This is a genomic window from Achromobacter sp. 1014246743 (genome assembly GCF_059760725.1).
This window is the reverse complement of the sequence record NZ_JCBANA010000091.1, coordinates 1-25,213: the sequence shown is the minus strand read 5'-3', so window position 1 is coordinate 25,213 and position 25,213 is coordinate 1. Positions and strand designations below refer to the sequence as shown.

At 67.0% G+C, this 25,213-nt stretch carries 26 protein-coding genes and 1 pseudogene; 20 read left to right on the top strand and 7 right to left on the bottom strand.

Annotation, left to right across the window (positions count from 1 at the left end; all coding sequences use genetic code 11):
* A pseudogene (locus AC6LJ2_RS27100) lies at positions 1-215 on the bottom strand (ABC transporter substrate-binding protein); the annotation flags it as partial.
* Positions 216-769: 554 nt separating this feature from the next.
* Between AC6LJ2_RS27100 and AC6LJ2_RS27095 the strand changes: the two are divergent.
* From AC6LJ2_RS27095 to AC6LJ2_RS27050, 10 genes are all read left to right on the top strand, one after another.
* Entirely contained in the window at positions 770-3,685 is a 2,916-nt protein-coding gene (locus tag AC6LJ2_RS27095; protein WP_445656472.1) for a monovalent cation/H+ antiporter subunit A, read from the top strand.
* Positions 3,685-4,029: a Na+/H+ antiporter subunit C gene (locus AC6LJ2_RS27090; RefSeq protein WP_445656471.1), complete on the top strand. Its 345-nt coding sequence runs from the start codon at positions 3,685-3,687 to the stop codon at positions 4,027-4,029. Before AC6LJ2_RS27095 ends, AC6LJ2_RS27090 begins: the two co-directional genes overlap by 1 nt.
* A complete protein-coding gene (locus tag AC6LJ2_RS27085; protein WP_498152562.1) occupies positions 4,026-5,657 on the top strand; it encodes a monovalent cation/H+ antiporter subunit D in 1,632 nt (543 codons plus the stop codon). The genes AC6LJ2_RS27090 and AC6LJ2_RS27085 overlap by 4 nt, the downstream gene beginning before the upstream one ends.
* On the top strand, positions 5,657-6,139 hold the full coding sequence (locus AC6LJ2_RS27080) for a Na+/H+ antiporter subunit E (RefSeq protein ID WP_263913269.1): 483 nt from the start codon (positions 5,657-5,659) through the stop codon (positions 6,137-6,139). Before AC6LJ2_RS27085 ends, AC6LJ2_RS27080 begins: the two co-directional genes overlap by 1 nt.
* 11 nt (positions 6,140-6,150) lie before the next feature.
* Positions 6,151-6,432 (top strand): K+/H+ antiporter subunit F, encoded by a 282-nt coding sequence (locus AC6LJ2_RS27075; RefSeq protein ID WP_029953605.1) that lies wholly within the window; start codon positions 6,151-6,153, stop codon positions 6,430-6,432.
* Positions 6,429-6,770, top strand: coding sequence for a monovalent cation/H(+) antiporter subunit G (mnhG, locus tag AC6LJ2_RS27070; protein WP_263913270.1), 342 nt, complete (start codon positions 6,429-6,431; stop codon positions 6,768-6,770). Before AC6LJ2_RS27075 ends, mnhG begins: the two co-directional genes overlap by 4 nt.
* Positions 6,771-6,921: 151 nt before the next feature.
* The gene (locus AC6LJ2_RS27065; RefSeq protein WP_498152561.1) at positions 6,922-7,422 is read left to right on the top strand and encodes a hypothetical protein; all 501 of its coding nucleotides are present in this window, start codon (positions 6,922-6,924) and stop codon (positions 7,420-7,422) included.
* 106 nt (positions 7,423-7,528) lie between these two features.
* Positions 7,529-8,377: an HAD family hydrolase gene (locus AC6LJ2_RS27060; RefSeq protein WP_263913272.1), complete on the top strand. Its 849-nt coding sequence runs from the start codon at positions 7,529-7,531 to the stop codon at positions 8,375-8,377.
* Between the two features lie 10 nt (positions 8,378-8,387).
* Positions 8,388-8,879, top strand: coding sequence for a tRNA adenosine(34) deaminase TadA (gene tadA / locus AC6LJ2_RS27055; RefSeq protein WP_498152563.1), 492 nt, complete (start codon positions 8,388-8,390; stop codon positions 8,877-8,879).
* Complete coding sequence (locus AC6LJ2_RS27050) at positions 8,876-9,853, top strand: LD-carboxypeptidase (protein ID WP_263913273.1); 978 nt, start codon at positions 8,876-8,878, stop codon at positions 9,851-9,853. The genes tadA and AC6LJ2_RS27050 overlap by 4 nt, the downstream gene beginning before the upstream one ends.
* 32 nt (positions 9,854-9,885) lie before the next feature.
* Here the strand turns inward: AC6LJ2_RS27050 and AC6LJ2_RS27045 are convergent, their stop codons facing one another.
* The 3 genes from AC6LJ2_RS27045 to AC6LJ2_RS27035 are packed head-to-tail and all read right to left on the bottom strand — an operon-like array spanning position 9,886 to position 13,438.
* A complete protein-coding gene (locus tag AC6LJ2_RS27045; RefSeq protein ID WP_498152560.1) occupies positions 9,886-11,466 on the bottom strand; it encodes a M48 family metalloprotease in 1,581 nt (526 codons plus the stop codon).
* A 7-nt stretch (positions 11,467-11,473) separates the two neighbouring features.
* Complete coding sequence (locus AC6LJ2_RS27040; RefSeq protein WP_263913275.1) at positions 11,474-11,827, bottom strand: hypothetical protein; 354 nt, start codon at positions 11,825-11,827, stop codon at positions 11,474-11,476.
* A 6-nt stretch (positions 11,828-11,833) separates the two neighbouring features.
* Entirely contained in the window at positions 11,834-13,438 is a 1,605-nt protein-coding gene (locus AC6LJ2_RS27035; RefSeq protein WP_498152559.1) for a CHASE2 domain-containing protein, read from the bottom strand.
* Between the two features lie 281 nt (positions 13,439-13,719).
* On the opposite strand from AC6LJ2_RS27035, the gene AC6LJ2_RS27030 reads away from it, so the two are divergent.
* From AC6LJ2_RS27030 to AC6LJ2_RS27000, 7 genes are all read left to right on the top strand, one after another.
* The gene (locus AC6LJ2_RS27030) at positions 13,720-15,324 is read left to right on the top strand and encodes an ABC-F family ATPase (protein ID WP_263913277.1); all 1,605 of its coding nucleotides are present in this window, start codon (positions 13,720-13,722) and stop codon (positions 15,322-15,324) included.
* A gap of 180 nt (positions 15,325-15,504) precedes the next feature.
* A complete protein-coding gene (locus AC6LJ2_RS27025) occupies positions 15,505-16,722 on the top strand; it encodes an MFS transporter (RefSeq protein ID WP_263913278.1) in 1,218 nt (405 codons plus the stop codon).
* Positions 16,723-16,844: 122 nt separating this feature from the next.
* Complete coding sequence (locus AC6LJ2_RS27020) at positions 16,845-17,615, top strand: ABC transporter ATP-binding protein (RefSeq protein WP_263913279.1); 771 nt, start codon at positions 16,845-16,847, stop codon at positions 17,613-17,615.
* Positions 17,616-17,689: 74 nt separating this feature from the next.
* Positions 17,690-18,688 (top strand): ABC transporter substrate-binding protein, encoded by a 999-nt coding sequence (locus tag AC6LJ2_RS27015; RefSeq protein WP_263913280.1) that lies wholly within the window; start codon positions 17,690-17,692, stop codon positions 18,686-18,688.
* Positions 18,685-19,458 carry an ABC transporter permease subunit gene (locus AC6LJ2_RS27010; protein WP_263913281.1) on the top strand — a complete coding sequence of 258 codons (774 nt, stop codon included), beginning with the start codon at positions 18,685-18,687 and terminating at the stop codon, positions 19,456-19,458. The genes AC6LJ2_RS27015 and AC6LJ2_RS27010 overlap by 4 nt, the downstream gene beginning before the upstream one ends.
* A gap of 8 nt (positions 19,459-19,466) precedes the next feature.
* Entirely contained in the window at positions 19,467-20,294 is an 828-nt protein-coding gene (locus AC6LJ2_RS27005; RefSeq protein ID WP_498152558.1) for a transporter substrate-binding domain-containing protein, read from the top strand.
* Between the two features lie 54 nt (positions 20,295-20,348).
* Positions 20,349-20,936: an IMPACT family protein gene (locus AC6LJ2_RS27000; RefSeq protein WP_498152557.1), complete on the top strand. Its 588-nt coding sequence runs from the start codon at positions 20,349-20,351 to the stop codon at positions 20,934-20,936.
* 47 nt (positions 20,937-20,983) lie between these two features.
* Here the strand turns inward: AC6LJ2_RS27000 and AC6LJ2_RS26995 are convergent, their stop codons facing one another.
* Together AC6LJ2_RS26995 and AC6LJ2_RS26990 are read right to left on the bottom strand one after the other, a co-directional pair.
* Positions 20,984-21,358, bottom strand: a complete 375-nt coding sequence (locus AC6LJ2_RS26995; RefSeq protein WP_006388150.1) for a thioredoxin family protein — start codon at positions 21,356-21,358, stop codon at positions 20,984-20,986.
* A gap of 149 nt (positions 21,359-21,507) precedes the next feature.
* Positions 21,508-22,500, bottom strand: coding sequence for an LLM class flavin-dependent oxidoreductase (locus AC6LJ2_RS26990; protein WP_498152556.1), 993 nt, complete (start codon positions 22,498-22,500; stop codon positions 21,508-21,510).
* Between the two features lie 235 nt (positions 22,501-22,735).
* On the opposite strand from AC6LJ2_RS26990, the gene AC6LJ2_RS26985 reads away from it, so the two are divergent.
* Both AC6LJ2_RS26985 and AC6LJ2_RS26980 read left to right on the top strand, forming a co-directional pair.
* A complete protein-coding gene (locus tag AC6LJ2_RS26985; protein ID WP_498152555.1) occupies positions 22,736-23,554 on the top strand; it encodes a helix-turn-helix domain-containing protein in 819 nt (272 codons plus the stop codon).
* 123 nt (positions 23,555-23,677) lie between these two features.
* Entirely contained in the window at positions 23,678-24,037 is a 360-nt protein-coding gene (locus tag AC6LJ2_RS26980; RefSeq protein ID WP_445656462.1) for a VOC family protein, read from the top strand.
* Positions 24,038-24,081: 44 nt separating this feature from the next.
* Here AC6LJ2_RS26980 and AC6LJ2_RS26975 read toward each other — a convergent pair whose 3' ends face one another.
* Positions 24,082-24,522, bottom strand: a complete 441-nt coding sequence (locus AC6LJ2_RS26975; RefSeq protein WP_445656461.1) for a helix-turn-helix domain-containing protein — start codon at positions 24,520-24,522, stop codon at positions 24,082-24,084.
* Between the two features lie 81 nt (positions 24,523-24,603).
* Between AC6LJ2_RS26975 and AC6LJ2_RS26970 the strand changes: the two genes are divergently transcribed.
* Entirely contained in the window at positions 24,604-25,098 is a 495-nt protein-coding gene (locus tag AC6LJ2_RS26970) for a DUF2938 domain-containing protein (protein WP_498152554.1), read from the top strand.
* The last annotated feature ends 115 nt before the right edge of the window (positions 25,099-25,213 follow it).

The following is a 25,213-nucleotide window of genomic DNA, read 5'->3' as shown; positions in this document are numbered from 1 at the left end:
CCCCGGTTTTCCACCACCACGGCCTGGCCGAGTTCGCGGCCCAGGCCTTCGGCCACGACGCGGGCAACGATGTCGGTGGTGCCGCCGGCCGCGAACGGCACGATCAGGCGGATGGGCCGGTTGGGGTAGGCATCGGCGGCCTGGACGGCGGAACTAAAGCAGACGCCTGCGATGGCGGCGGCCAGGACGGCCTTGGCTTGGGACAGCACGGTCAAGAGTCTTCTCCATATTTTTTGAAATCCGACCCGGCCGGCTTCGATGGCCGGCGTCGGTGGAACGCGCCTGGTTCCGATGCCGGCCAGATCGACGCTCCGTGGGCGCCATTGCACACAGTTCCCGCCAAGGGGTCAATCGGGATTCCCCCGCCCGCCGTGGGGGTATTTGTCCCGGCTTGCAAGGCAACGGAAAATAGGGGCTGAACCCGGAAAAATCGTATGCTGACAAGAACTTGAACGCGCTCGGGGGCAGGCCTCATGCGCAATCATTGCGCAGCGATCGTGCTGTCTTTAGCCCGGTACGTGCATAAATCTCTGCATAACTTACAAGAATCTGATATTTTTCGGATGAGATTCTTGGCCGGTCTTGCAAGAAAACTATTGCGTTTGTTTCTGTCTGCGCCGTTCAATGGGCGTTGGTTGATGTCCCCACGGGGCAACGTGTAGTGCAGCGACGCACCGGGCCAGGGTTCCGTCCGTTTTTCAATCCCCGGTCTGTTTCGTCTCTCGCTGCTTGCACTGGCGGGAGGGGGCCCGGACATTCTCGGAACGCCATGTCGCTGATACTGATCCTCGCTCTGCCGTTCGCCGGCAGCCTGTGCGCCGCGCTGCTGCCTTCCAACGCCCGCAATGCCGAGGCCTGGTTGGCGGGCATCATCGCCCTGACGTGCGCGGTTCTGGTCGCCAGCTTGTATCCCCAGGTCGCCCAGGGCGGCGTCATCCGCGTGGATATGCCCTGGGCGCCCGCGCTGGGGCTGCAATTCTCGCTGCGCATGGACGGCTATGCCTGGCTGTTCGCCCTGATCGTCTCCGGCATGGGCGCGCTGGTGGTGCTGTATGCCCGCTACTACATGTCGCCGGACGATCCGGTGCCGCGCTTTTTCTCGTTTTTCCAGGCCTTCATGGCCGCCATGCTGGGAGTGGTGCTGTCGGGCAACCTGATCCAGCTGGTCATGTTCTGGGAAATGACCAGCCTGGCCTCGTTCATGCTGATCGCCTATTGGCATCATCGGCTGGACGCCCGCCGCGGCGCGCGCATGGCGCTGACGGTCACCGGCGCCGGCGGCCTCTGTCTGCTGGCCGGCGTGCTGATCCTGGGCCATATCGTCGGCAGCTACGACATGGACCGCGTCCTGGCCTCGGGCGACCTGGTGCGCGCCGATCCCTGGTATCCCGCCGTGCTGGTGCTGGTGGCGCTGGGCGCGCTGACCAAGAGCGCGCAGTTCCCGTTCCATTTCTGGCTGCCCAACGCCATGGCCGCGCCCACGCCGGTGTCGGCCTACCTGCACTCGGCCACCATGGTGAAGGCGGGGGTGTTCCTGCTGGCGCGCTTCTGGCCGGTGTTGGCGGGCACCGATGAATGGTTCTGGATCATCGGCGGCGCGGGGCTCATCACGCTGGTGCTGGGCGGCTATGCCGCGATCTTCCAGCAAGACATGAAAGGGGTGCTGGCGTATTCCACCATCAGCCACCTGGGCCTGATCACGCTGCTGCTGGGCCTGAACAGCTCGCTGGCGCTGGTGGCGGCGGTGTTCCACATGGTCAACCACGCCACCTTCAAGGCGTCGCTGTTCATGGCGGCCGGCATCGTCGACCACGAAACCGGCACCCGCGACCTGACCCGCCTGTCCGGCCTGTACAAGGCCATGCCCATCACGGCCACGCTGGCGATGGTGGCGGCCGCGTCCATGGCCGGGGTGCCGCTGCTCAACGGCTTCATTTCCAAGGAAATGTTCTTTGCCGAGACCACCTTCGTCAGTGGCGACTGGGTCACCCGCATGGGGCTGCCGCTGGCGGCCACGGTGGCGGGGGCCTTCAGCGTGGCGTATTCGCTGCGCTTCATCCTGCAAGTGTTCTTCGGCCCGCCGGCCACCGACCTGCCGCGCGCGCCGCACGAGCCGCCACGCTGGATGCTGTTTCCCAGCGCGCTGCTGGTGCTGATCTGCCTGCTGGTCGGCGTGCTGCCCGCCGTGACGCTGGGGCCGTTCCTGGCCACGGCCGCGCAGAGCATCCTGGGCAAGGACATGCCTGAATACAGCCTGTCCGTCTGGCATGGCGTGAACCTGCCGCTGGTGATGAGCTTCGTGGCCATGACCGCGGGCGTGGTGCTGTACCTGGCGCTGCGCGCGCACCAGCGCGCCAATCCGGGCCGCGTGCCGTTCATCTACCGGCTCGATGGCCGCCGTTCGTTCGAGACGCTGCTGGACGGTTCCAGCGTCGCAGCCGCCTGGCTGCTGCGTTGGCTGGCGTCTTCGCGCCTGCAGGTGCAGATGCTGCTGATCGTGCTGGGTACGCTGTTCGTGGCCTGGCTGCCGCTGCGGGCAGGGGGCTGGCTGGAAGGCACCGGCAGCATGGCCGCCGTCGACCCGGCTTTTGCCTTGCTGTGGCTGGTTGGCTGCGTCTGCGCCGTGGCCGCCGCCTACCAGGCCAAGTACCACCGCCTGGCGTCGCTGGCGCTGGCCGGCGGCGCGGGCCTGGTAACCTGCCTGACCTTCGTCTGGTTCTCGGCGCCCGACCTGGCGCTGACGCAGCTGTCGGTGGAAGTCGTGACGCTGGTGCTGTTGCTGCTGGGCCTGCGCTGGCTGCCGCGCCGGATCGAGCAGGACGAAGATGAAGGCCTGGGCGCCACGGTGCGTGCCCGCGGCCGCCGGCTGCGCGACCTGCTGATGGCCACGGCCGCCGGCACCGGCATGGCCGCGCTGGCCTACGCGGTGCTGGTGCGCCCGCAGGGCGACACCATTTCGTCCTATTTCGTTGACCGGGCGCTGCCCGACGGCGGTGGCACCAACGTGGTCAACGTGATCCTGGTCGACTTCCGCGGCTTCGATACGTTTGGCGAAATCACGGTGCTGGGCATCGTGGCCCTGACGGTCTACGCGTTGCTGCGTCGTTTCCGGCCCGCCGCCGAAAGCGCCGACCTGCCACGCCAGCAGATCGACCAGGACGGCCCCGTGCCCGCCGCGCCCGACATCAAGAGCGTCGTGCCCAAGGGCTCGATGATGGTGCCGACCGTGCTCGTACGCCTGCTGCTGCCCACGGCCGCACTGATCTCGGTGTATTTCCTGCTGCGCGGCCACAACCAGCCGGGCGGCGGTTTCGTCGGCGGCCTGATCTTCGCCACCGCCGTGATCCTGCAATACATGGTGGGCGGGGTGTACTGGGTCGAATCGCGCAGCCGCCTGAATCCGCAGAACTGGATCGGCATCGGCCTGCTGTTCGCCGGCACCGCCGCGGTCACGGCCTGGCTGGCCTACAAACCGTTCCTGGCCGCGCTGGCCTGGGATGTCGCTTTGCCGCTGGTGGGCCACGTGCACCTGTCCAGCGTGCTGCTCTTCGACCTGGGCGTCTACATGCTGGTGGTCGGGTCCACCGTGCTGGTGCTGGTGGCGCTGGCTCACCAATCGCTGCGCGCGCAACGCAAGGCGGCCGCCGAAAGCCAGGCAGCCGCCGCACAAACGGGGGAAGCCTGATGGAATTGATTTACGCCGTCGCGATCGGCGTCTTGGCGGGCTCGGGCGTCTGGCTGCTGCTGCGGCCACGGACGTTCCAGTTCATCATGGGCCTGTCGCTGGTCTCCTATGCGGTCAACCTGTTCATTTTCGGCATGGGCCGCCTCAAGTCTGGCCGCCCGCCGGTGGTGGATCCGGCCATGGCCAATGATCCTTCCTGGCACGCCGATCCGCTGCCGCAGGCGCTGGTGCTGACGGCTATCGTCATCGGCTTTGCCACCACCGCGCTGTTCCTGGTGGTGCTGCTGGCCTCGCGTGGCTTGACGGGCACCGACCACGTCGATGGACGGGAGTCCCAATCTTGAGTTTCTGGCTTCAACATCTTCCTGTATTGCCCATCATCACGCCGCTGCTGGCCGGCGCCGTGATGCTGCTGCTGGCCGACACCAGCCGCTACACGCGCGGCGCCATCGCCACGGTTTCGACGCTGGCTCAACTGGCCTGGGCCATCGCGCTGCTGGCCGTGGCCGGCGGCGCGGTGCCGGGCGTCTGGCCCGATGGCGTCGGCGTCTACCTGGTGGGCGACTGGCCCGCGCCGTTCGGCATCGTGCTGGTGGTCGACCGCCTGGCCGCCGTCATGCTGACGCTGACCGCGGTGCTGGGGCTGGCCACGCTGACCTATTCGCTGGCCTGCTGGGACCGCGCGGGCGTGCATTTCCATTCGCTGTTCCAGTTCCTCTTGATGGGCCTGAACGGCGCTTTCCTCACCGGCGACCTGTTCAATCTGTTCGTGTTCTTCGAGGTCCTGCTGGCGGCGTCCTACGGCCTGTTGCTGCATGGCTCGGGCGTGGCGCGCGTCAGCGCCGGCCTGCAGTACATCGCCGTCAACCTGGTCGCCTCGTTCCTGCTGCTGATCAGCATCGCGCTGATCTACGGCGTCACCGGCACGCTCAACATGGCCGACCTGGCGCTGCGGGCGGGCAACCTCACCGGTTCGGACCGCATGCTGTTCGAGGCGGGCGCGGCCATCCTGGGCGTGGCCTTCCTGGTCAAGGCCGGGGCATGGCCGCTGAACTTCTGGCTGGTCAAGGGCTACGGTTCGGCCAGCGCGCCGATCGCCGCCATGTTCTCGATCATGACCAAGGTCGGCATCTACGCGCTGCTGCGCATCGGCTCGCTGCTGCTGCCCACCGGCGCGCCGGCCGCCTTCAGCCTGGACTGGATGTTCGCCGCCGGCCTGGCCACGCTGCTGTTCGGCGGCCTGGGCCTGCTCGCCACCCAGCAGCTGGAAAAGATGGTGGGGTATTGCGTCATCGTCTCGGCCGGCACGCTGCTCACCGCGCTGGGCATGCCCGGCGTGACGCTGACGGGGCCGGCGCTGTTCTACCTGATCAGCTCGGTGCTGACCACGGGCGCGTTCTTCCTCTTGGCCGAACTGATCGAACGCACGCGCAGCTTCGGCGCCAACGTGCTGGCGGTCACGCTCGACGCCTTCGACCTGGACGACCCGACATCGGTCAATCGGTCCGACGACGTCGTCGGGGTGGCCATTCCGGCCGCGATGGCGTTCCTGGGCCTGGCCTTCATCTGCTGCGCCTTGCTCGTGACCGGCCTGCCGCCGTTATCGGGCTTCGTGGCCAAGTTCTCGCTGCTGTCCGCCGCAGTGTCGGCCGCCAATGAATCGGCGCCGCCCATGGACGCCTGGATCCTGGTGGCCGCCGTGCTGGTGTCCGGCCTGGCCGGGCTGATCGGCCTGGGCCGTACCGGCATCCGCGTGTTCTGGGCCAGCGACGACCGCAGCACGCCGCGCCTGCGCGTGATCGAAGCGGGGCCGGTTGCGATTCTGCTGTTGCTGTGCGTGGGCTTGGCCGCAGGGGCGGGCCCGGTGTCGGCGTACCTGGACGACGCCGCCCGCTCGCTGGATCAGCCCACGCGCTACATCGAAGCCGTCATGTCCGCACAGACGGTGCGCGCCACCCCGGGAGGAAGCTGATGCGCCGCCTTTACTTCCTTTTCCTGCCCGTGTTCCTGTTCGTCCTGTGGCTGGTGCTGAACGAAAGCCTGTCGGCCGGGCAGATCGCCCTGGGCATCGCGCTGGCGCTGTGGTTCACCTGGGCCGCCTCGCGCCTGCGTCCCTTGCGTGCCAAGCCGCGGCGCCTGTGGAAGGTGATTCCGCTGTTCCTGCACGTCACGCTGGACATCATCAAGTCCAACATCGCAGTGGCCAAGCTGATCCTGAACCCGCGGCGCAATGATTTTTCGCCCGGCTTCATCATGATTCCGCTGACCATGCGCGAGCCCCACGGCCTGGCCATGCTGGCCTGCATCGTCACCTACACGCCGGGCACCGTCTGGGTCGACCTGACCGACGACTATCGTCTGAAGCTGCACGTGCTGGACCTGCAGAACGAAGACGAGTGGATCCGCCTGGTGCAAGACCGCTACGAGCGCCCCTTGATGGAGATCTTCGAATGAACGCCATACTGATGAACAACGTCCTGTACCTGGCGGCGTCCTTTGCACTGGTGTGCTTCGCGCTGGGCATGGTGTTTGCCGCCATCCGCCTGTTGCGCGGCCCCACCGCGCAAGACCGCGTGCTGGCGCTGGACACGCTGTATATCAACGGCATGCTGACCATGCTGGTGTTCGGCATCCGCTCGGGCACGTCGGTGTACTTCGACATCGCGCTCTTGATCGCGCTGTTTGGTTTCGTGGGGTCCACCGCCATGGCCCGTTTCCTGCTGCGTGGCGAGGTGATCGAGCCATGATCAATACTCCCATTCCCCTGTGGGCCAGCATTCCGGCCAGCCTCTTGCTGGTGCTGGGTGGCCTGCTGGCGCTGACCGGCTCGGCCGGCCTGCTGCGGTTTCGCTCGTTCTACGCGCGCATCCACGCGCCCACGCTGGGCAACACCATGGGCTGCGGCTGCGTATTGGCCGCATCCATCCTGGTGTTTTCGTCGCTGGCGGGGCGGCCGGTGTTTCATGAAGTGATCATCACGCTGCTGCTGGTGGTGTCTTCGCCGGTGACAGCGATGCTGCTGATGCGTGCCGCCACGTACCGTAATCGCCTGACCCGCGCGGATGCCGATCTGGACGCGCGCTGATTTTGCATCGCACCATCTGATACTTAGGCTTACGTTTATGGCTTGCCTGACATGTCCCCTTTGAGGCATCGTGGGGCAGTTGTATCAAGCAAACGGTGTCGGGTCTTTCGGGGCCGCACCGTTCGGGTTCAATCTCTTTAAGGAGCTGACCATGAATGTACGTCCCATGCAAACCAAACGCCTTGCGGCATCCCTGTGCGCGGCCGGCCTGATGCTGGCCGCCGGAGCCGCCCAGGCCGCCGACCCGATCGGCCGCGCCGGCATTCAGGCGCAATACGAACAGGATGTGGCGGCTTGCAAGAACGGCAGCACCGGCCAGGATCGCGCGGCCTGCCTGCGCGAAGCCGGCGCCGCGCGCCAGGAAGCCAACCGCAAGCAGCTCAGCGACGGCACCACCGAGCAGCACCAGCAAAACATGATCGACCGCTGCAACCGCCTGCCGGCCGATTCCCGCCAGGACTGCATCACCAGCATGACGCAACCCACCCAGGTGCGCGGCAGCGTGCAGGGCGGCGGCGTACTGCGTGAAACCGTGATCCAGGTGCCGGCCAACACCGTGCCGCCGGCCCCGCCGGCCCCGGGCATGGCGCCGGCGCCCGGCATGGCGCCCGCCCCGGGCATGGCCCCGCCGCCGCCCGCGCCGATGCGCTGATCAAGACAGCCTGACCGGCTCGTCCCGGTCTCATGGCATGCCCTTGAGGGCGACAGCCGCCACATTCAGGCAAAATGGCGGCTGTCGCCCTTAATTACGCATATCCATGTCAGACGTCATCGCCCTGATTTTCGACTTCGACGACACGCTGGCCTCGGACAGCACGTCCGGTTTCCTGGACAGCATCGGCGTGGACACGGCGTCCTTCTGGAAAGACCAGGTGGATCCGCTGCTGTCCAGGCAGGACTGGGACCCCGTTCCCGCCTACCTCTACCAGATGATCCAGCTGTCCCGCGAGGGCAAGCACGGCCTGATCACGCAGCAACGCCTGCAGGAATGGGGCGCCCGGCTCGAACTGCACGACGGCGTCACCACGCTGTTCCAGCGCCTGCGCGCGGCCGTGCGGGCCGAGCAGCCGCAGGTGCAGCTTGAGTTCTATCTGATTTCCAGCGGCATCGGCGACGTGGTGCGGTCCACGCCCATTGCGCACGAATTCACCGAAATCTGGGCCTCGGAATTCGTCTACGGCGACGACGGCGGCATCACGTTTCCGCGCCGCATCGTCAGCTTCACCGACAAGACGCGCTACCTGTTCCACATTCAAAAGGGCATCATCGGCCGCGATTTTCGCAACAAGCCGTTCGAGGTCAACCGCAAGGTGCCCGAAGACCGCCTGCGCGTGCCGTTCGACCAGATGGTGTTCGTGGGCGACGGCTACACCGACATTCCGTGTTTCTCGCTGATCCGCCGCGCCGGCGGTTTCGCCTTTGGCGTGTGGGACCCGAAACACCGCGACAAGCGCAGCCGCGCCTGGGGCTTCATCGAAGAAGGGCGGGTGTCGAACCTGAACCAGGCGCGCTACGACGAAAACGCCGAACTCTATCAATGGCTCGAAGAAGCGGTCACCAGCCTGGCTGGCCGCATCGCACTGAAGTCGCGGGTGTACCGTGGTTGATCCGCTTGCCATGGCGGCCGAGCCGCCCTGGACCGCGCTGGACGCCCGCTACATGACGCTGGCGCTGGAACAGGCGCAGGCGGCCTACGACATCGGCGAAGTGCCGGTGGGTGCGCTGGTGGTATCCGCCCAGGGCGACATCCTGGGGCAGGGCTACAACCGCACCATCATCGACCACGATCCCACCGCGCATGCCGAAATCGTTGCCTTGCGCAGCGCCGCGCGCGCCCTCGAAAACTACCGCCTGCCCGGCATCACCGTGTACGTCACGCTGGAACCCTGCGTCATGTGCATCGGTGCCATGCTGCACGCCCGGCTGGCGCGGGTGGTGTTCGGCGCCTACGACCCCAAGACGGGCGCCTGCGGCAGCGTGCTGGACGTGGGCGCGGTGCCCAAACTCAACCATCACACTTCAGTCACCGGCGGCGTGCTGGCCGAACCCTGCGGCGACCTGCTGCGCCGGTTCTTCCGCGAACGCCGCGCCAAGGAATCCATTGCATGAGCAACACCCACGATCACGACCATGAGTGCGGCGAGGCCTGCGGCCACGACCACAGCCATGATCACCGCCACAACGTGCCCGACGCCCGCGGCATCTACCTGATCTCGCCGTCCTCGGCCGTGCGCGATCCGCAGACCGTCGAGCTGGCGCGCGAGCGCCTCGCGCGGCAGGGCTTCAAGACCGCGCTGGATCGCACCGCGCTGGCCGAACACCAGCGCTTTGCCGGCACCGACGCCCAGCGCCTGGCCAGCCTGACGCGCGCCACCAAGCAGAAGCTGCCTATCGTCATGGTGACCCGCGGCGGCTATGGCATGGGCCGGCTGCTGCACGAGATCGACTGGAAGGCCATGGCCGACAGCGGCAAGCGCTTTGTCGGCATGAGCGACTTCACCGCCTTCAACCTGGCGCTGCTGGCGCAGACCGGCGCGGTCAGCTACACCGGCGCCACGGCGATCTACGACTTCGGCGGCAAGAAGGTCGACGACCTGACCGAAGCGCTGTTCGGCGAAATCATGCGCGGCGAACTGGAAATCCTCAGCTTCGAAACCCAGGACGCCGACCCGGTCGATTGCCGCGGCATCCTGTGGGGCGGCAACCTGGCCATGCTGGCGTCCTTGATCGGGACGCCCTACATGCCCAAGATCCGCGGCGGCATCCTGTTCCTGGAAGACGTGGCCGAACACCCGTACCGCATAGAACGCATGCTGATCCAGCTGTGGCAGGCGGGCATCCTGGGCAAGCAGAAGGCCATTGTGCTGGGCCGCTTCTCGGATTACAAGCTGGCGCCGCACGACAAGGGCTACGACCTGCACGAAGTGGTGGCGTGGCTGCGCAAGACGGTCAAGGTGCCTGTGATCACCGGCCTGCCGTATGGCCACGTGGCCACCAAGGCGACCCTGCCGATCGGCCAGAAGGTCGGCATCGCGACCGAGGACGGCCTGGCCCACCTGGTGCTGGACGAGCACCACCACTGATGTCGGCCGGGCGTCATGCCCGGCCTCTCTCATCATTTCTTGAACAGCCTGTCGGCCAGCGACTGCGCCTTCTGTTCGCCGCGGCGCTTGGCCTCGGCTTGCTCGGCGGGACTCTGCGCCGCCTTGCTGCACGCAGTGGCATGGGTGGGAAAGCGTGAGCCGCATTCCTGCGCCAGCTTGCGTGCGCGATCCCAGCTATCGGCCTGGCCATAGAAGCGGATGGCGTCCGGCCATGCCAGCGCCGCGTCCTTGAAGTAGTCAAAGCCCTGATTCATGACCGTCGTGGCGGGGCCGCGCTGGCCTGCGCCCAGCAGCGTATTGGCACGCAGGACGTAGACCTGCCAGGCGCGGTCGCCTTCGGACTGCAGGTTGCGGTCCAGCAATGCACCGGCGCGCGCGACCGGTTTGCCGGATTCGCCTTGCGCCAGGCTCAGCGTCAACAAGGGCAGGGCGTGCTGGGCGGTGGGGCCGGAGGCGCCCTGCGCAGCAAGTTTGCGGGCCTGGGCGAAGTCTTGCGCTTGCAGGGCTTGCTGGGCCGCATTGACGATCTGGTAATTCTTCAGCGTGGCGGCGCTGCGGCGTTGCGCACGGGCTTTGTCCCAGGGCGCGATCGTGGCCGAGGGCCGCGGCTTGCCGGCCGTCAGCGGCGTCACCTGAGCCGTCAGCGAGGTCAGCCGGGCCTCGGTGCTGGGGTGGCTGACCGTAAGCTTCTTCCAGAAGTCGTCCAGGCCATTGCGCAAGTCTTCGCCCGCCCCGGCCATGCCGGCGCTCAACGAGGCCTGCATTTCTGTCAGCGGCGCAACGTTGGCGCCCTTGGCCGCGGCTTGCTTGCGGGTGTCCTGCGCGGCCGCCTGTTTCACCTGTTCGACCATACGCTTGCGTGAGGCTTCCTGCAGTTTGGCGTTGTCGGCCTCCCAGGTGGCCTGCCGTTCCAGGAAAGCCTTGAAGCCTTGCGTGTACGAGTAACCCAGCCGCAGGCTGACGGTGGCGCCGAAGCGGTCGGCGTTTTCTTCCTGCTGGCGGCTCCAGGCGGGTATCAGCACGTCCTTGCCCAGCGTGTACGAGGCGATCACGCTGTCCACCGGGCTCCAGCCGGTTGCGCTGCCGGCCTTTTGCGCCAGGGCGACCCCGACCGCGGCCAGTGTGGCCACCTGGTCGGTGGTGGCGTTGGCGGATTCCAGCTGGTGATAGTCCAGATAGACGTGCCCGAATTCGTGCGACAGGATCGCGACGATCTCGTCTTCGGATTCGGCGGACTGCAGCCAGCCGATCGACAGGTAGACGTTGCCCGCACCGGTACTGCGGGCCTCGAGGGCAGGCGAGGCCGTGATGTACACGCGCCCCGGCCAGTCGGGCACGCCCGCGGCTTTCTTGATGCGGCTCAGCAGGCCATTCAGGTAGGCCTGCATTTCCGGCATGGCAACCAGGCCCATGTGCTCGGCGCGCTGGTTGCGCGCGTCGCGCTCGGCATCGGGCCATTGTCGTGCGGCAGGCGGGGGAGGCAGTTCGCCGGTCTTGACCGAAAACGTGCTCCCGCCGGGCAGGTTGGCGCACCCGCTCAATGCCAGGGCCATGGCCAGCGGGGCGAACCGTGTGACGTAATGGATAGGCATCGGCATGTCAGCGGCAGGCGTTTTCGCCGGCGCCGGCTGTGGATCCCGTAGGACCGGGCACGCGCTTGATTACCGGCCCGCATTGGGCCGCCGAATTGCGCGACACGCGCACCTGCATGCTGTCCACCCAGTATTCGCCACCTTCGACGTTCACGCGGTAGAACTCCTCGCGGCTTTCCAGCACAGGCCAGGGCATGCCCTGGCCATCGGACTTGGCGGTCGGTGTCGTGCCGCCGGGCTGTGCGTAGAGCGGCAGGGGCTTGATGCTGGCGCTGACGATCTGGTCGGCGGCAAAGACCGGCGCGCCGTAGACGGCCAGCGCCGCTGCGGCTGCGGCGATCAGGGAGGAAAGCTGGGTCATGCGGGGCTACTCCTGGTGAAGTTTGGCGGAAGGTTCCTGCTGGGCGGCGGGCGGGGGCGGAACGGCCCGGTCCCCGGGTTTGCCGATAAGAAATTCGGTGATCTTGTTGGTCCAGCCCAGCCAGTGCGCGGCCAGCGCCAGGATCGCCAGGTCGACGATGGGCAGGGTGCCGACATCCACGTAGGACTGGGCGATCAATACGATGAGCATGACGGCCAGCGAAGACAGCAGGATCGTGCCGATCTTGCGTAGCGCCAGGGCGAGCACGATAACGACCTTGGCGCCGGCTTTGCGCGCGAGCCAGCGCCGTGACGCCCGATCCGCAGTCACGCGGGCCAGCAGCCGGCTGCGCGCCGACAGGGTTGGCGCCGCGCCCAACGCGGCGAGCGGGGCCGGCAGCGGCGGTATGGCAGCGGCGCCATCATTGCCTGTCGTGTCGAAGTTCCATTGCGTCGGCGGCACCAGCCACTTTCTGGCGTACGGGCTGCGTTCGCGCAGGCGCCGGGCCAGCCATTGCGACAGCCAATGCAGCAAATGCGCGGCCATGACGACCGGAATGCCCAGCAGCCACAGGACGTTCGGCCAGATATCCCATTCCACCGCGCGCTTGTAGCGGTCCTGGTAGGTGAGCAGGTTGTCCAGTGCCATCGCGTGCATGAATACGCCGGGAACGACGTCATGCACGGGCGATAGCACCGTGTCGTTGAAGCCGCTCAGCGCGCCGCCGATCATGACGTAGCGACCCTTGAGCAGGTCGTCCAGTCGGGCCTCGTCGGCGTCGGCAGCGCGCAGTTCGGACAAGGCCAGCGTGCGGGTGTAGGGGCAGACCGGCATGTCCGCATCGGCCTGGCCCAGCAGCTTGCGCAGATAGGTGGGCAGCATTTCGCCGATGCCGCCACGGGCCAGGCGGCAGTCGGGCGTCAAGCGACGCTGATCCAGGTTGTTCACGCCCCAGGTCAGCGCCATGGCGTCGCGGGTCCGAGGCAGGGAGATGCCGGCCGCGTCCTGCGCGATGGCCAAGGCAGCGCTGCGCGTGTCGGGGTCGGACCAGAGCGGGTAGCTCCAGACCAGCCGGTCGACCTTGCTGGGTGCATAACGCACGTCCACCAGGGTGAAACAGGGCGCTTGCCCGACCGGATTGGCCAGCCCCGACCGCACCCGCAGCGCACCATCGGCGCCGGGCAGGGCGGCCAGGAACACCGGCACGCCTGCGTCGCGCAGCTCGCACAGGGCCGACATCAGCTCGGGCAACGTCGGGTCGTCGCGTTCGCGGTCGAAAGTGATGTCCAGGAAGAGGGCGCGTGGCTTGTGGATCAGGCCGATATTGCGCAGCCAGCGTGCATGCGTGCGGTACGGAACGGGCCAGGCACCTTTTTGCGGGTCCAGCGAATCGTCGTCGATCAGCACGACGGTGGTGTCATTGCGGTGTGCGGGGCTGTAGTAGCCCCCAACCAGCCGTGCCTGCAGGCGCGCCACGGCGTAGGTCAGCAGGTCGGAACTGGGGGCCAGTCGCGGCGTGGCCCACAGCATGACGATCGCGACGAGCGCGGCGATGACGAGTGACCGGAAATAGAACCTGACGTTTCCGGCGGACGAGTGGGGTTCGGTCACGGGGCGGGGTGGGTGGGATCAGCCTGCGTGGCGCGCCAGGCGGGGCACGCGATGTGTTGTTGCAATAGTACCCCATTTAATACAAATGTTTACGTTAAGACAACAAATGGTACGGGAATAGACCCAATGCGCTTTGTTGCGTAGGGAGCGCCGCCACCCGTGTCGACCGGGCTTGGTACACTATCGGGTTTCGCCGAATGCGTCCTTGGGCGCTGTCGCCGGATGCGTCCCCGGACGCCGTCGACCTTCGCAACTCACTTCCTCCCGCAGCCAAAACCACCGTGATATCCACCGCCAATCTCACCATCCAGTTCGGTCCCAAGCCCCTTTTCGAGAACGTCAGCGTCAAGTTCGGGGAAGGCAACCGCTACGGGCTGATCGGGGCCAACGGGTCCGGCAAGTCCACGTTCATGAAGATCATCGGCGGCGACCTGGAGTCGTCGGCCGGCAACGTGTCGCTGGAACCCGGCGTGCGCCTGGGCAAGCTGCGCCAGGACCAGTTCGCCTTCGAAGACCTGCGCGTGCTGGACGTGGTCATGATGGGCCACACCGAGATGTGGGCCGCGATGTCCGAGCGTGACGCCATCTACGCGAACCCGGAAGCCACGGAAGACGACTACATGCGCGCGGCCGACCTCGAGGCCAAGTTCGCCGAATACGACGGCTACACCGCCGAAGCCCGCGCCGGCGAGCTGCTGCTGGGCCTGGAAATCGCCGTCGACCAGCACAACCTGCCGATGCGTGAAGTGGCGCCGGGCTGGAAGCTGCGCGTGCTGCTGGCGCAGGCGCTGTTCTCGAACCCCGACGTGCTGCTGCTGGACGAACCGACCAACAACCTGGACATCAACACGATCCGCTGGCTGGAAAACGTGCTCAACAGCTACCAGAGCACGATGATCATCATCAGCCACGATCGTCACTTCCTGAACCAGGTCTGCACCCACATGGCTGACCTGGACTACGGCGAAATCCGCATTTATCCGGGCAACTACGACGACTACATGCTGGCCTCGACCCAGGCCCGCGAGCGCCTGGTGTCCAACAACGCCAAGGCCAAGGAACGCGTGGCCGAACTGCAGGACTTCGTGCGCCGCTTCGCCGCCAACAAGTCCAAGTCGCGCCAGGCTACCTCGCGCCTGAAGCAGATCGACCGCATCAAGGCCGAGCAGGTCGTGGTCAAGCCGTCGTCGCGCCAGAACCCGTACATCCGCTTCGAGCAGAACAAGGTCATGCACCGCCTGGCCGTCACGGTCGAGAACCTGACCAAGGCCTACGACGCGCCCGTCATCCGCAACTTCTCGGCCATGGTCGATGCCGGCGAGAAGATCGCCATCATCGGCGCCAACGGCGTGGGCAAGACCACCTTGCTGCGCCTGTTGGCCACCGAACTGGCGCCGGATTCGGGCACCGTGAAATGGTCCGATAACGCCGACCTGGGCTACATGGCCCAGGACGTCTCCGACCAGTTCCTGCAAACCGACATCAACCTGCTGGACTGGATGGGCGACCACCGCCAGCCGGGCGACGACGACCAGTCGATCCGTTCGGTGCTGGGCCGCCTGCTGTTCTCGGCCGATGACCTGCCCAAGGCGCCCAAGGTGCTGTCGGGCGGCGAAAAGAACCGCATGACCTTCGGCCGCCTGATGCTGGGCCGGCACAACGTCATGCTGCTCGACGAACCGACCAACCACCTGGACATGGAATCGATCGAGTCGTTGCAGTTCGCGCTGGAAAAGTACGAAGGCACGCTGGTGTTCGTCTCGCACGACCGCGAATTCGTGTCGGGCCTGGCCACCCGCGTGATCGAAATCCTGCCCACGGGCGAGATCGTCGACTACCGCGGCGGCTACGAAGACTACCTGTCCTCGCGCGGCATCGAGGCCTGATGGCCGGCGCCTGAAACGGGGCGGGCGGCATCCGGCCCGCTTTTCAGACCCGCTTTTCAGACGCATTCCTGGATTTGCCTGGCGGCCGGTTGAACCTCGTTCAGCCTGCCGCAATCCTGCTGGGCTATCATTCGGGTAAACCCTGGCATCTCTGTCGCGCCAGGCTCCTCTCCGGTAGCCATGTCTCCCACACCCCACACCACGCCCGACGGCGCGCCGATCGGGACGTTCGCATTGACCGCGCGCATCGTCGCGATCGCCTTTTTCACCTTCATCTGCTATCTCGCCATCGGCCTGCCGCTGGCCGTGCTGCCCGGCTACGTGCATGGGCAACTGGGCTACGGCTCGGTGCTGGCGGGGCTGGCCATCAGCGTGCAGTACGTGGCAACGTTGCTCAGCCGCTCGCACGCCGGCCGCATGGCCGATACGGTGGGGCCCAAGCAGACCGTGGTCATCGGCATGGCCGCCTGCGCGGCCAGTGGCGTGTTCCTGCTCTTGGCGTATGCCTTCGAGCGCAGCGCCTGGCTCAGCCTGTCCGCCATCATCGTCAGCCGCCTGGCCCTGGGCTTTGGTGAAAGCTGGGTAGGCACCGGGTCGGCCACCTGGGCCATCGCCCGGGTCGGTCCGCTGCACACGGCGCGGGTGATCTCCTGGAACGGCATCTGCACCTACGGCGGGCTGGCGCTGGGGGCGCCGTTGGGCGTGTACCTGGAAACCGAATGGAGCATGGGCGCCCTGGGCGGGGCCGTGCTGCTGTTGGGCCTGGCCGGCCTGGGGCTGGCGGTGGCGCGGGCACCGGTGGCCATCGTCGGCGGCCACCGCATGGCGTTCAAGAGCGTGGTGCTGCGGGTGTTTCCGCACGGCATGGCGCTGGGCCTGGGGTCGGTGGGTTTCGGCACGCTGGCGGCCTTCGTGGCGCTGTATTACGCCAGTTTCTCCTGGGAAGGCGCGGCCCATGCCCTCAGTGCGTTCGGTTGCGCGTTCATCGGGGTGCGCCTGCTGTTTGCGGGCACCATCACGCGGTTCGGCGGCTTTCGGGTCGCGCAGGTGTCTTTCCTGGTCGAGGCGGCCGGGCTGGCGCTGCTGTGGCTGGCGCCCAATCCCACCGCGGCCCTGGTGGGGGCCGCCCTGACCGGCTGCGGATTTGCGCTGGTGTTCCCGGCCATCGGCGTGGAGGCGGTGGCGCGGGTGCCTGCCGGCAGCCGCGGCGCGGCGCTGGGCGCGTATTCCGCCTTCCTGGACTTGGCGCTGGGCGCCACCGGGCCGGTGGCCGGTTATATCTCGGGCGGTTTCGGCTATCCGGCGATCTTCCTGGCCGCCGCGGTGGCGGTACTGCTGGGCTTCGTGATCGCCTATGGCCTGCAACGCCATGCCAGCCGGGCGCAGGCGACCGCCTAGTCTGGGTCGCTTACCCTTATTCATATAACTGAAAGTCTTAAAGACATTCGATATTGATCGTTGGAGTTCATATAACGAATTGTTAGATTAGGCCCGTTCCCCACGCGCGCACGATTCGTTCCATGAACCTGACCTTTGATCACGTCCACAAGCAGTTCGGCGACCTGCCGGTCGTGGATGGCTTTTCCAGCGAATTCAAGACCGGCGAGCTGGTCGCGCTGGTCGGCCCGTCGGGCTGCGGCAAGTCCACCTTGCTGCACCTGGCCGCCGGCCTGGAAAAGCCCACGCAAGGGCAGGTGCTGGCCGATGGCCAGCCCGTGACCGGCCCGCATCCCAGCCGCACGCTCGTGTTCCAGGAGCACGCGCTGTATCCCTGGCTGACGCTGCAAGACAACGTGGCGCTGGCCCTGGAATTCCAGAACACGCCCAAGAAACGCGCCCGCGAAGCCGCCCGCGAGTGGCTGGCGCGCGTCAGCCTGTCCGGCTTCGAACACTATTACCCGCACCAGGTGTCCGGCGGCATGCGTCAGCGCGCAGCCCTGGCGCGCGCCTTCATCGCCCAGCCGCAGACCATGTTGATGGACGAGCCCTTCGGCGCGCTGGACGCGCTGACGCGGCTGGCCTTGCAAGACGTGCTGCGCCAGCTGATCGCCCAGGAAAAGCCGACCGTGCTGCTGGTGACCCACGACGTCGACGAAGCCCTGTTCCTGGCTGATCGCATCGTGGTGTTCAGCCCGCGTCCGGCCCGGGTGCTGCGCGAATTCAACCTGGCTCACCGCACCAAGACCCACGACCTGTCGGACCTGGCCATTGAAAAGCGCGAGATTCTGCGGTTGCTGGGCATTGCGGTCGACGGCTCGGTGGCACCCGCTGACTTGGCGCTGGCGGCCTGATTCCTTTCGATTTTCCGGTTTTGCGGACGGCGCCTGATGGCGCCGGCCATCCCTGATTCCCTGGAGTATTTCCCATGAAATTCAAGCAATGGCTGTCCCTGCCGCTCGCCGCGGCCTTGTTGGCCGCGGCCCCCGCCATGGCCGCCGAGAAATTCCGCGTCGGCTATCTGCGCGTGATGGACGATGCGCAGGCCATCGTGGCGCAAGAGGGCGGCTACTACAAGAAGGCCGGCCTGGATTCCGAACTGATCGAATTCAAGTCGGGCACCGACCTCATCAAGGCCATCGTCGGCGGCCAGCTCGATATCGGCGTGCTGGGCTTCACCAACGCGGTGGCGTGGGCATCCAAGGGCGCGGACCTGAAGGTGGTGGGTGGCGCGCAGCAGGGCTACCACTCGCTGATCGTGCGCGACGATTCGGGCATCAAGGACATTGCCGGCCTGAAGGGCAAGACGCTGGCCTCGCAGGCCGAAGGCAGCACGGCCGACGTGGTGCTCAAGGGCGTGGTGCTCAAGCAGGGCAACCTGGGCGCCGACGACGTCAACGTGATGGGCGTGAGCCCCGCGGTGGCGGTGCAGTCGCTGGTCGGCAAGCGTGTCGATGCCGCCTTCCTGTTCGAACCCTACGACCGCATTGCCCAGCTGGTGGCGCCGGTCAAGCAGATCTACGAAGTGGGCCAGGCCTGGCCGTTCCCGTGCATGGTGGTGATCACCTCGGGTGAAACGCTGGCCAAGCGCAAGGATGACGTCTGGAAGGCGCTGGACGCGCAGAACCAGGCCATCACGCTGCTGCAGAAGGAACCCGCGCAGGCCTCCAGGCTGATCGCGTCCTACTTCATTGCCGAGCCCACGCTCAAGACGCTGCATCGCGGCGAACTGCCGCGCGAGACCGTCATTGCCGAGGCCATCAGCACCCAGGTGTTCACCCCCAAGCTGACCGACAAGGACACGCGCCGCATGCAGGAAATCGCCGATATCCTGCAAGCCCAGGGTTCGCTCAAGACGCGTGACGGCAAGCCGTATGACGTGTCCAGCATCGTCGACCTGTCCTGGCAAGAGGCTCGCAAGCTTTGAGCGCATCCACCCGAGTCACCGGCGCCCGCAAGCATCTGGCGGGCGTGCTGGGTGTTGTCTTCATCCTGGCGCTGTGGCAGTTGGCCGCGTTCGCCCTGCCTGATTTCCTGATGCCGGGCGTGCCCGCCGTGGTGCAGCGGCTGGTCGAAGACCTGGGCAAGTCCTCGTTCCATCAAAGCCTGATGGGCACGCTGGGCCGGCTGGGCGCCGGCTACGGCCTGGCGCTGGCTGCGGGCATCGGCTTTGGCCTGGTGGCCGCGGTGCTGTTCTTCTTTCGCGAAGTGCTGCGCAGCGCCATCGTCATCCTGCAATCGATTCCGTCGATCGCGTGGGTGCCGCTGTTCCTGATCGTGATGGGCTTTGGCAACACGCCCATCATCGTGGTGGTGGCGCTGTCGGCGTTCTTTCCGGCGGCGCTCAGCGTCATGAACGCCACCGAATCGGTGCAGCGCGTGCACGTGTCGGCCGCCCGTGTCATGGGCGCGACGCCGTGGGGCCTGGTCAAGCGGGTCTACCTGCCGGCCGTGATGCCCGAACTGATCACCGGCGCGCAACTGGCGTTCGGCAATGCCTGGCGGGCGTTGATCTCGGCCGAAATGCTGATCGGTTTCGGCAAGGGGCTGGGACGATCGCTGGCGTATTCGGGCGAGATCGCCGACATGACCGGCGTGATGACCAACATCCTGGTCATTGCCGTGCTGGCCGCGGTGATCGATCAGTTCGTGCTCGAGCGCCTGAAGCACCGGCTGCTGCGCTACCAATACGTGTGAGGGCAGGGATGACGCGCCGCTTTCCCCTGGCATGGCTGGCTGTTGGCCTGGCGGCGTGCGTCACCGCCGCCGCCGGCACGACGCCGGCCGATGGCCTGGCCGCGGCGCGCCAGCGTGGCGAACTGGTCGTGGGCGTGCCTTACCTGGCGCCCGCGCCCGTGGCCGGCGCCAAGATCCGCACGCCCGAAGGACTGGACATCGCCATGGCGGAAAAACTGGCGCAGGACCTGGGCCTGCCGTTCAGCCTGCGCCAGGTGGCGCCGGCCGATGCCGCGCGCCTCATGGCCGCGGGCGAGGTAGACGTCGTGCTGGCCGACCGCAGCCAGCCTGCGGCCACGCCGTTGCCGGCAGGCGTGGCGGCATTGCCCACGGGCTATGCCGCCCGTCCCAAGGCCGTCATCCGCAGCGACACCGCGATGCGCCAGCCGTCGGATGCGCGCGGGCGCAGCGTCTGCATGGCCGAGGCGGCCGTCGGCGCGCAGGCCCTGGCGCAAGGCTGGGGCGCGGTGGTGCGCACCTATCGCGTGCCCTCCGATGCGCTGGTGGCCGTGCGCGAAGGCAGCTGCGATATCGGCCTGGTCGACGACGCGGTCTGGGAACCGCTGATGCGCTTTCCCGAATGGAAGAAATTCTCGGCCACGCTGGCCGCCGATGGCGCGCGCCACGAGCGCGTCTGGCTGCTGCCTGCCGCCGATACCGCGGCGCAGGCTTGGCTGGGCGAACGCATGCGTGAGTGGTCGCGCGCCGGCGCCTGGAAGGCGCTGCCCGCCAAGTGGGCGCGTGACGTGGCGTTCGACGTCTACCTGGACCAGGAAGTGGCCGACTGCCACGGCTGACGTCCTGCTCGCCAGCGCCTGTCCGGCCCCCGCCAGCACTTACAATGCCGGGCTATGACGTACACGCTGACCGCCGCCTGTTCCCACCAGGAAGACATCAAGAAAAGCCGCTTTGCCGCCCACGCCGCACCGGTTGCCAGCGTGGACGAGGCCATGCGCTTTTTCGCGGCGCACAGCGACCCCGAGGCCACCCACAACTGCTGGGCCTACCGCATCGGGCAGGAATACCGCTTCAATGATGATGGCGAGCCGGGCGGCACCGCGGGCCGGCCGATCCTGCAAGCCATCGAAGGGCAGGACATGGACCGCGTGGCGGTGCTGGTGGTGCGCTGGTTCGGCGGCGTCAAGCTGGGGGCGGGCGGGCTGGTGCGCGCCTATGGCGGCTGCGCTGCCAATTGCCTGCGCAACGGTCCGCGCACCGAAGTGGTGGACTTGGCCACCATCTCATGCCATTGCGGCTTTGCCGAATTGCCGCTGTTGAAGTCGCGGCTGACGCAGGCCGGGGCGTCGATCCAGCAGGAAGACTTCACCCAGGACGGCGTGACGCTGCGTTTCACGGTACCGCGCGTGGCAGTGGCCGAACTGGAGAGCACGGCCGCCAATATCACGCGCGGCCGCGCGGCCTGGGAAGTGTTGGGCTGAAAGCGGCTGGGCACGATGCAACAAGGGCCCTGGCGGGCCCTTGTGCTTTACGCGTCCTGGCTGTCTTGGGCCGCCGCGATTTCCTGGTGGACCTTTTCCATGTCCACTTCCTTGATCTTGGCCAGCAGCTCGTTGAGCTGTCCGCCCGACAAGGCGCCCGGCTGCGAGAACAGCAGGACTTTTTCACGGAAGACCATCAGCGTCGGGATCGAGCGAATACCCAGCGCGCCGGCCAGTTCCTGTTCGACGTCGGTGTTCACTTTGGCGAACGTCACGTCCGGATGCTCGGTGGCGGCTTGCTCGAAGACGGGCGCGAAGCCGCGGCACGGGCCGCACCAGGGCGCCCAGAAGTCCACGATCAGGGTGCCGTCCGGCGTAATGGCTTCCTGGAAGCTGTCTTTGGTGAGTTCAACAATACTCATTTTGGAATCCTTGCCGCTGGCGCGGCGCAAAAAAGTCGGTGTCAGAGATCCGGGGGTTGCCTGCCCCGGAGCTGATTCGGCGACGCGGTCTTGCCGGTACCCGCAAGCCCATAGTAGAGCGGGGACCGCTTGCGTCGCAATGGTTGGCGTCAGGCTTTGATCGACGCGACGATCTCGAACGAGCGCAGGCGGTCGGCTATGTCGTAGAAGTCGGACACGATCATGACTTCATCGGCCTCGGTTTCCGCGACCAGGGCTTCGAGCCGGCGCTTGACGGTTTCGGGGCCGCCCACGATGGCCGCGCCCAGACGTTGATTGACCGCCTCGCGCTCCCATTCGTTCCACAGACCTTCCATGCTGTCCACCGGCGGCTGCAATTGCAGGCGGTTGCCGCGCACCAGCGACAGGAACTTGAGCTGCTGCGTGGTGGCCTGGCGGCGGGCGGCTTCGTCGGTCTCGGCAGCCACCACCGGCACGCCGATCATGGCGTAGGGGCGGGCCAGCGTTTCCGACGGCTTGAACAGGTGGCGGTACAGCCGCATGGCGGCCATGCCTTCCGGCGAAAAGTGGCCGGCAAACGAGAACGGCAGGCCCAGTTCGGCCGCCAGCCGGGCGCTGAAGTCGCTGGAACCCAGCAGCCAGATGGGAATGTCCAGGCCTTCGCCGGGTATGGCGCGCACCGGCTGGCCGGGCCGCGATGCCGCCAGGAACCCGCGCAATTCCTCGACCAGGGCCGGAAATTCCAGGCCGCTGCGCGGACCGCGGCGCAGCGCATGCTGCGTGGCACCGTCGCTGCCGGGCGCACGGCCCAGGCCCAGGTCGATGCGGCCGGGGTACAGGGTTTCGAGCGTGCCGAACTGTTCGGCGATGATCAGCGGCGCATGGTTGGGCAGCATCACGCCGCCCGAGCCCACGCGCAGGGTATTCGTGTGCGAGGCGATATGGCCGATCAGCACCGCCGTGGCGCTGCTGGCCACGCCGTTGATGTTGTGGTGCTCGGCCAGCCAGAAGCGCTTGTAGCCCAGGCGTTCGACGTGCTGCGCCACCGCGACGCTGTTGCGGAAGGCATCGGCGGCATCGCGGCCTTGCACGATCGGGGCCAGGTCCAGCACCGAAATGGGAATACGGGCCAGGGTGCTCATGCGCGACGCTCGGCGCAGAAGGCGGAACAGGAAGAAACCATCGGGTAGCGGCGCAAGATTGACTCCATAGTCCTATATACATGGGGAGTGTATCGGCGAATTCAACCGTGTCCGCCAGCAACCATGAGGGCCGTCGGGTTGATAGCGCACGTCAATGGCGGCCATTGCCCGCCGGGTTGACGATGCAGGCCAGCCGCACCGGTATAGTGGTCATGTCGACCCTCCCGCACGTACCATGACCTGCCGTTCGCGTTCCGATTCTTTCCGCCCCGACGAGGTGCCCGCCGTCGCCGGCATGACCGGGGCCTATCGCGAAACCGCGCCGCTTGCGCCGCTGCGCGCCCATTTCCTGTGCGCGTGGTCGAGCGAACTGGCGCCCGGGCAAAGCGGCGACGTGGCCGTCCTGCCCGACGGCTGTGTGGACATTCTGTGGGTGGGCGGGCGTCTGTGCGTGGTGGGCCCCGATGTCGTCGCCGCACGCCCGCAACTGGCGCCTGGCGCCCGCGTGCTGGGTCTGCGGTTCCAGCCAGGGGCGGCGCGCAATTGGTTGGGGATGCCCTTGTCCGAGTTGGTCGGGCGCCGCGTGGGCCTGGACGACCTCTGGGGCGACCGCCGGGCGGGCCACATCGCCCAGCGCCTGCGCAATTGCGCCACGCCCGACGCCCAGATACGCGTGCTGCAGGACAGCTTGGCGCGGCAGGCGGTGCACGAGTCCGACGCGCTGGCGCCGGCGGCGTCATCGCGGCGCGCCGCGCATCTGTTCAGCAGCCTGGCGGCCGCCGATCTTGCGGGGTTTCGTACGGGCCAGGCCCTGGACCTGAGCGCACGCAGCCTGCGCCGTCTCTGCCTGGATCACTTCGGGTATGGGCCCAAGATGCTTGAACGCATCCTGCGGCTGCAGCGTTTCGTCGGCCTGCTGCGACAAGCGCCCCAGGCGAGCCTGGCGGGCCTGGCGGCCCAGGCCCAGTATGCGGACCAGGCGCACCTGAGCCGCGAGGTGAAGGCGTTTTGCGGCATGACGCCGTCGCAACTGCGGGCGCAGGCGGTGGGGTAAGGCGGATCGGTGCCGTCCTGTGGCGTGGCTGCGCGCTGGCGCGGCCTTGGCCGTTTTGTTCAAGACGCGCGGTCTGGTTTCGGCGATCATCCGGGGTCGTTTTCCATTTCGCAGGAGATCCCCATGGGCGCCAGAGGCAAGAACCACCAGATCGACAACATCGAATTCAATGTGGCCGATATCGCGCGCAGCAAGGCGTTCTACGGCGCCGCGTTCGGCTGGACCTTCACTGACTACGGTCCCACCTACACCGAATTCACCGACGGCCGGCTGACCGGCGGCTTCACCACCGGCGAACCGGTGCGGCCGGGTGGCCCGCTGGTGATCCTGTACGCCGACGACCTGGCCGACGCGCAGCAACGCGTGCAGGCCGCGGGCGGGCGCATCAGCCGCGACGCTTTCGGCTTTCCTGGCGGGCGGCGCTTTCATTTCACCGATCCGGATGGCTATGAGCTGGCGGTGTGGACGGCGGCCGACGCGTAGTCGCCCGGCGCCAGCAGCGGGCCGGGTGATGCGTCGATGGGGCCTCAGCGGACGGCGGCGTTGTGTCGCGGTTCGCGAACCTGGGCAGGGCTGCGCTTTAGCCGACCCGCCGCGGCGGCCTTCAGCAAGCGCTGGAAGGTCGGGCATTGCGCGTGGTGGGGGGCCGGGCATTGGGCGGCATGGCGCAGCCCCTGGCTCATGGCACGCAGGCGCTTGATGGTCGCATCGATGTCGTCGGCCTTGGCCAGCAGCACCTGCCGGTCGACCTGCACCGCGCCATCAACGGGCAGCATGGCGCGGATTTCATCCAGCGAAAGGCCGCCGGCCTGGCCCAGTGCGATCAGCGCCAATTGGTCCAGCACGTCCGGCGCAAAGCGCCGCCGCTGGCCGGCCGGGCTGGTCGCCGAGATCAGGCCTTGTTTCTCATAAAACCGCAGCGTGGAGGCCGCCATGCCCGTGCGCCGGGCGACTTCGGAAATGTCCATGCCTTACCCATTGACTTGAAGTTGACTTCAACTTCTATCATGCCTGCTTGAATTGGCTTCATCAACGGAAAAGGAATGGGCATGGCAGGGATGGACGAGGTTGTGAAGGTGATTCTGGTCGGCGTCGGCGCAACGGTGGTCATGGACGTGTGGTCGATGATCCAGAAGGGCCTGGGCCTGCCCACGCTCAATTACGCGTTGGTCGGGCGATGGGCGGGGCATTTGCCCCGGGGCAGGTTCATGCATGCCAGCATCGGCCGGGCCGAGCCGGTCACGGGCGAAGCGCCGCTGGGCTGGGCCATTCACTACGCGGTGGGTATCGCATTCGCGGCGTTGCTGGTGGGCATGTTCGGGGTGCAATGGCTGGTGGTGCCCACCGTATTGCCGGCTCTGGTCGTGGGCATCGTGACCGTGGCGGTTCCGCTGTTCGTGATGCAGCCGGCCCTGGGCGCGGGATTCGCTTCGTCGCGCACGCCGACGCCGCTGAAAAACTGCCTGCGCAGCGTGGCCACGCATGCGGTGTTCGGGCTGGGCATGTATTGGGCCGCCCTCTTGCTCAACCGCGTATGGGCGTGAGCTGGGCGCGGTGTTCATCTCGGGCGTGATTTTCCTGATCCTGACCATCTCCGGCATCCGGGTCTGGCTGGTCAAGGGCATCCCGCATTCGCTGCGCAGCGCCATCGCCGCCGGC

What these genes read in the sequence shown, in the direction of transcription:
- AC6LJ2_RS27095 (WP_445656472.1), top strand. Translation starts at nt 770, where the DNA reads ATGTCGCTGATACTGATCCTCGCTCTGCCGTTCGCCGGCAGCCTGTGC.
- AC6LJ2_RS27090 (WP_445656471.1), top strand. Translation starts at nt 3,685, where the DNA reads ATGGAATTGATTTACGCCGTCGCGATCGGCGTCTTGGCGGGCTCGGGC.
- AC6LJ2_RS27080 (WP_263913269.1), top strand. Translation starts at nt 5,657, where the DNA reads ATGCGCCGCCTTTACTTCCTTTTCCTGCCCGTGTTCCTGTTCGTCCTG.
- AC6LJ2_RS27075 (WP_029953605.1), top strand. Translation starts at nt 6,151, where the DNA reads ATGAACAACGTCCTGTACCTGGCGGCGTCCTTTGCACTGGTGTGCTTC.
- mnhG (WP_263913270.1), top strand. Translation starts at nt 6,429, where the DNA reads ATGATCAATACTCCCATTCCCCTGTGGGCCAGCATTCCGGCCAGCCTC.
- AC6LJ2_RS27065 (WP_498152561.1), top strand. Translation starts at nt 6,922, where the DNA reads ATGAATGTACGTCCCATGCAAACCAAACGCCTTGCGGCATCCCTGTGC.
- AC6LJ2_RS27060 (WP_263913272.1), top strand. Translation starts at nt 7,529, where the DNA reads ATGTCAGACGTCATCGCCCTGATTTTCGACTTCGACGACACGCTGGCC.
- tadA (WP_498152563.1), top strand. Translation starts at nt 8,388, where the DNA reads ATGGCGGCCGAGCCGCCCTGGACCGCGCTGGACGCCCGCTACATGACG.
- AC6LJ2_RS27050 (WP_263913273.1), top strand. Translation starts at nt 8,876, where the DNA reads ATGAGCAACACCCACGATCACGACCATGAGTGCGGCGAGGCCTGCGGC.
- AC6LJ2_RS27045 (WP_498152560.1), bottom strand. Translation starts at nt 11,466, where the DNA reads ATGCCTATCCATTACGTCACACGGTTCGCCCCGCTGGCCATGGCCCTG.
- AC6LJ2_RS27040 (WP_263913275.1), bottom strand. Translation starts at nt 11,827, where the DNA reads ATGACCCAGCTTTCCTCCCTGATCGCCGCAGCCGCAGCGGCGCTGGCC.
- AC6LJ2_RS27025 (WP_263913278.1), top strand. Translation starts at nt 15,505, where the DNA reads ATGTCTCCCACACCCCACACCACGCCCGACGGCGCGCCGATCGGGACG.
- AC6LJ2_RS27020 (WP_263913279.1), top strand. Translation starts at nt 16,845, where the DNA reads ATGAACCTGACCTTTGATCACGTCCACAAGCAGTTCGGCGACCTGCCG.
- AC6LJ2_RS27015 (WP_263913280.1), top strand. Translation starts at nt 17,690, where the DNA reads ATGAAATTCAAGCAATGGCTGTCCCTGCCGCTCGCCGCGGCCTTGTTG.
- AC6LJ2_RS27005 (WP_498152558.1), top strand. Translation starts at nt 19,467, where the DNA reads ATGACGCGCCGCTTTCCCCTGGCATGGCTGGCTGTTGGCCTGGCGGCG.
- AC6LJ2_RS27000 (WP_498152557.1), top strand. Translation starts at nt 20,349, where the DNA reads ATGACGTACACGCTGACCGCCGCCTGTTCCCACCAGGAAGACATCAAG.
- AC6LJ2_RS26995 (WP_006388150.1), bottom strand. Translation starts at nt 21,358, where the DNA reads ATGAGTATTGTTGAACTCACCAAAGACAGCTTCCAGGAAGCCATTACG.
- AC6LJ2_RS26990 (WP_498152556.1), bottom strand. Translation starts at nt 22,500, where the DNA reads ATGAGCACCCTGGCCCGTATTCCCATTTCGGTGCTGGACCTGGCCCCG.
- AC6LJ2_RS26985 (WP_498152555.1), top strand. Translation starts at nt 22,736, where the DNA reads ATGACCTGCCGTTCGCGTTCCGATTCTTTCCGCCCCGACGAGGTGCCC.
- AC6LJ2_RS26980 (WP_445656462.1), top strand. Translation starts at nt 23,678, where the DNA reads ATGGGCGCCAGAGGCAAGAACCACCAGATCGACAACATCGAATTCAAT.
- AC6LJ2_RS26975 (WP_445656461.1), bottom strand. Translation starts at nt 24,522, where the DNA reads ATGGACATTTCCGAAGTCGCCCGGCGCACGGGCATGGCGGCCTCCACG.
- AC6LJ2_RS26970 (WP_498152554.1), top strand. Translation starts at nt 24,604, where the DNA reads ATGGCAGGGATGGACGAGGTTGTGAAGGTGATTCTGGTCGGCGTCGGC.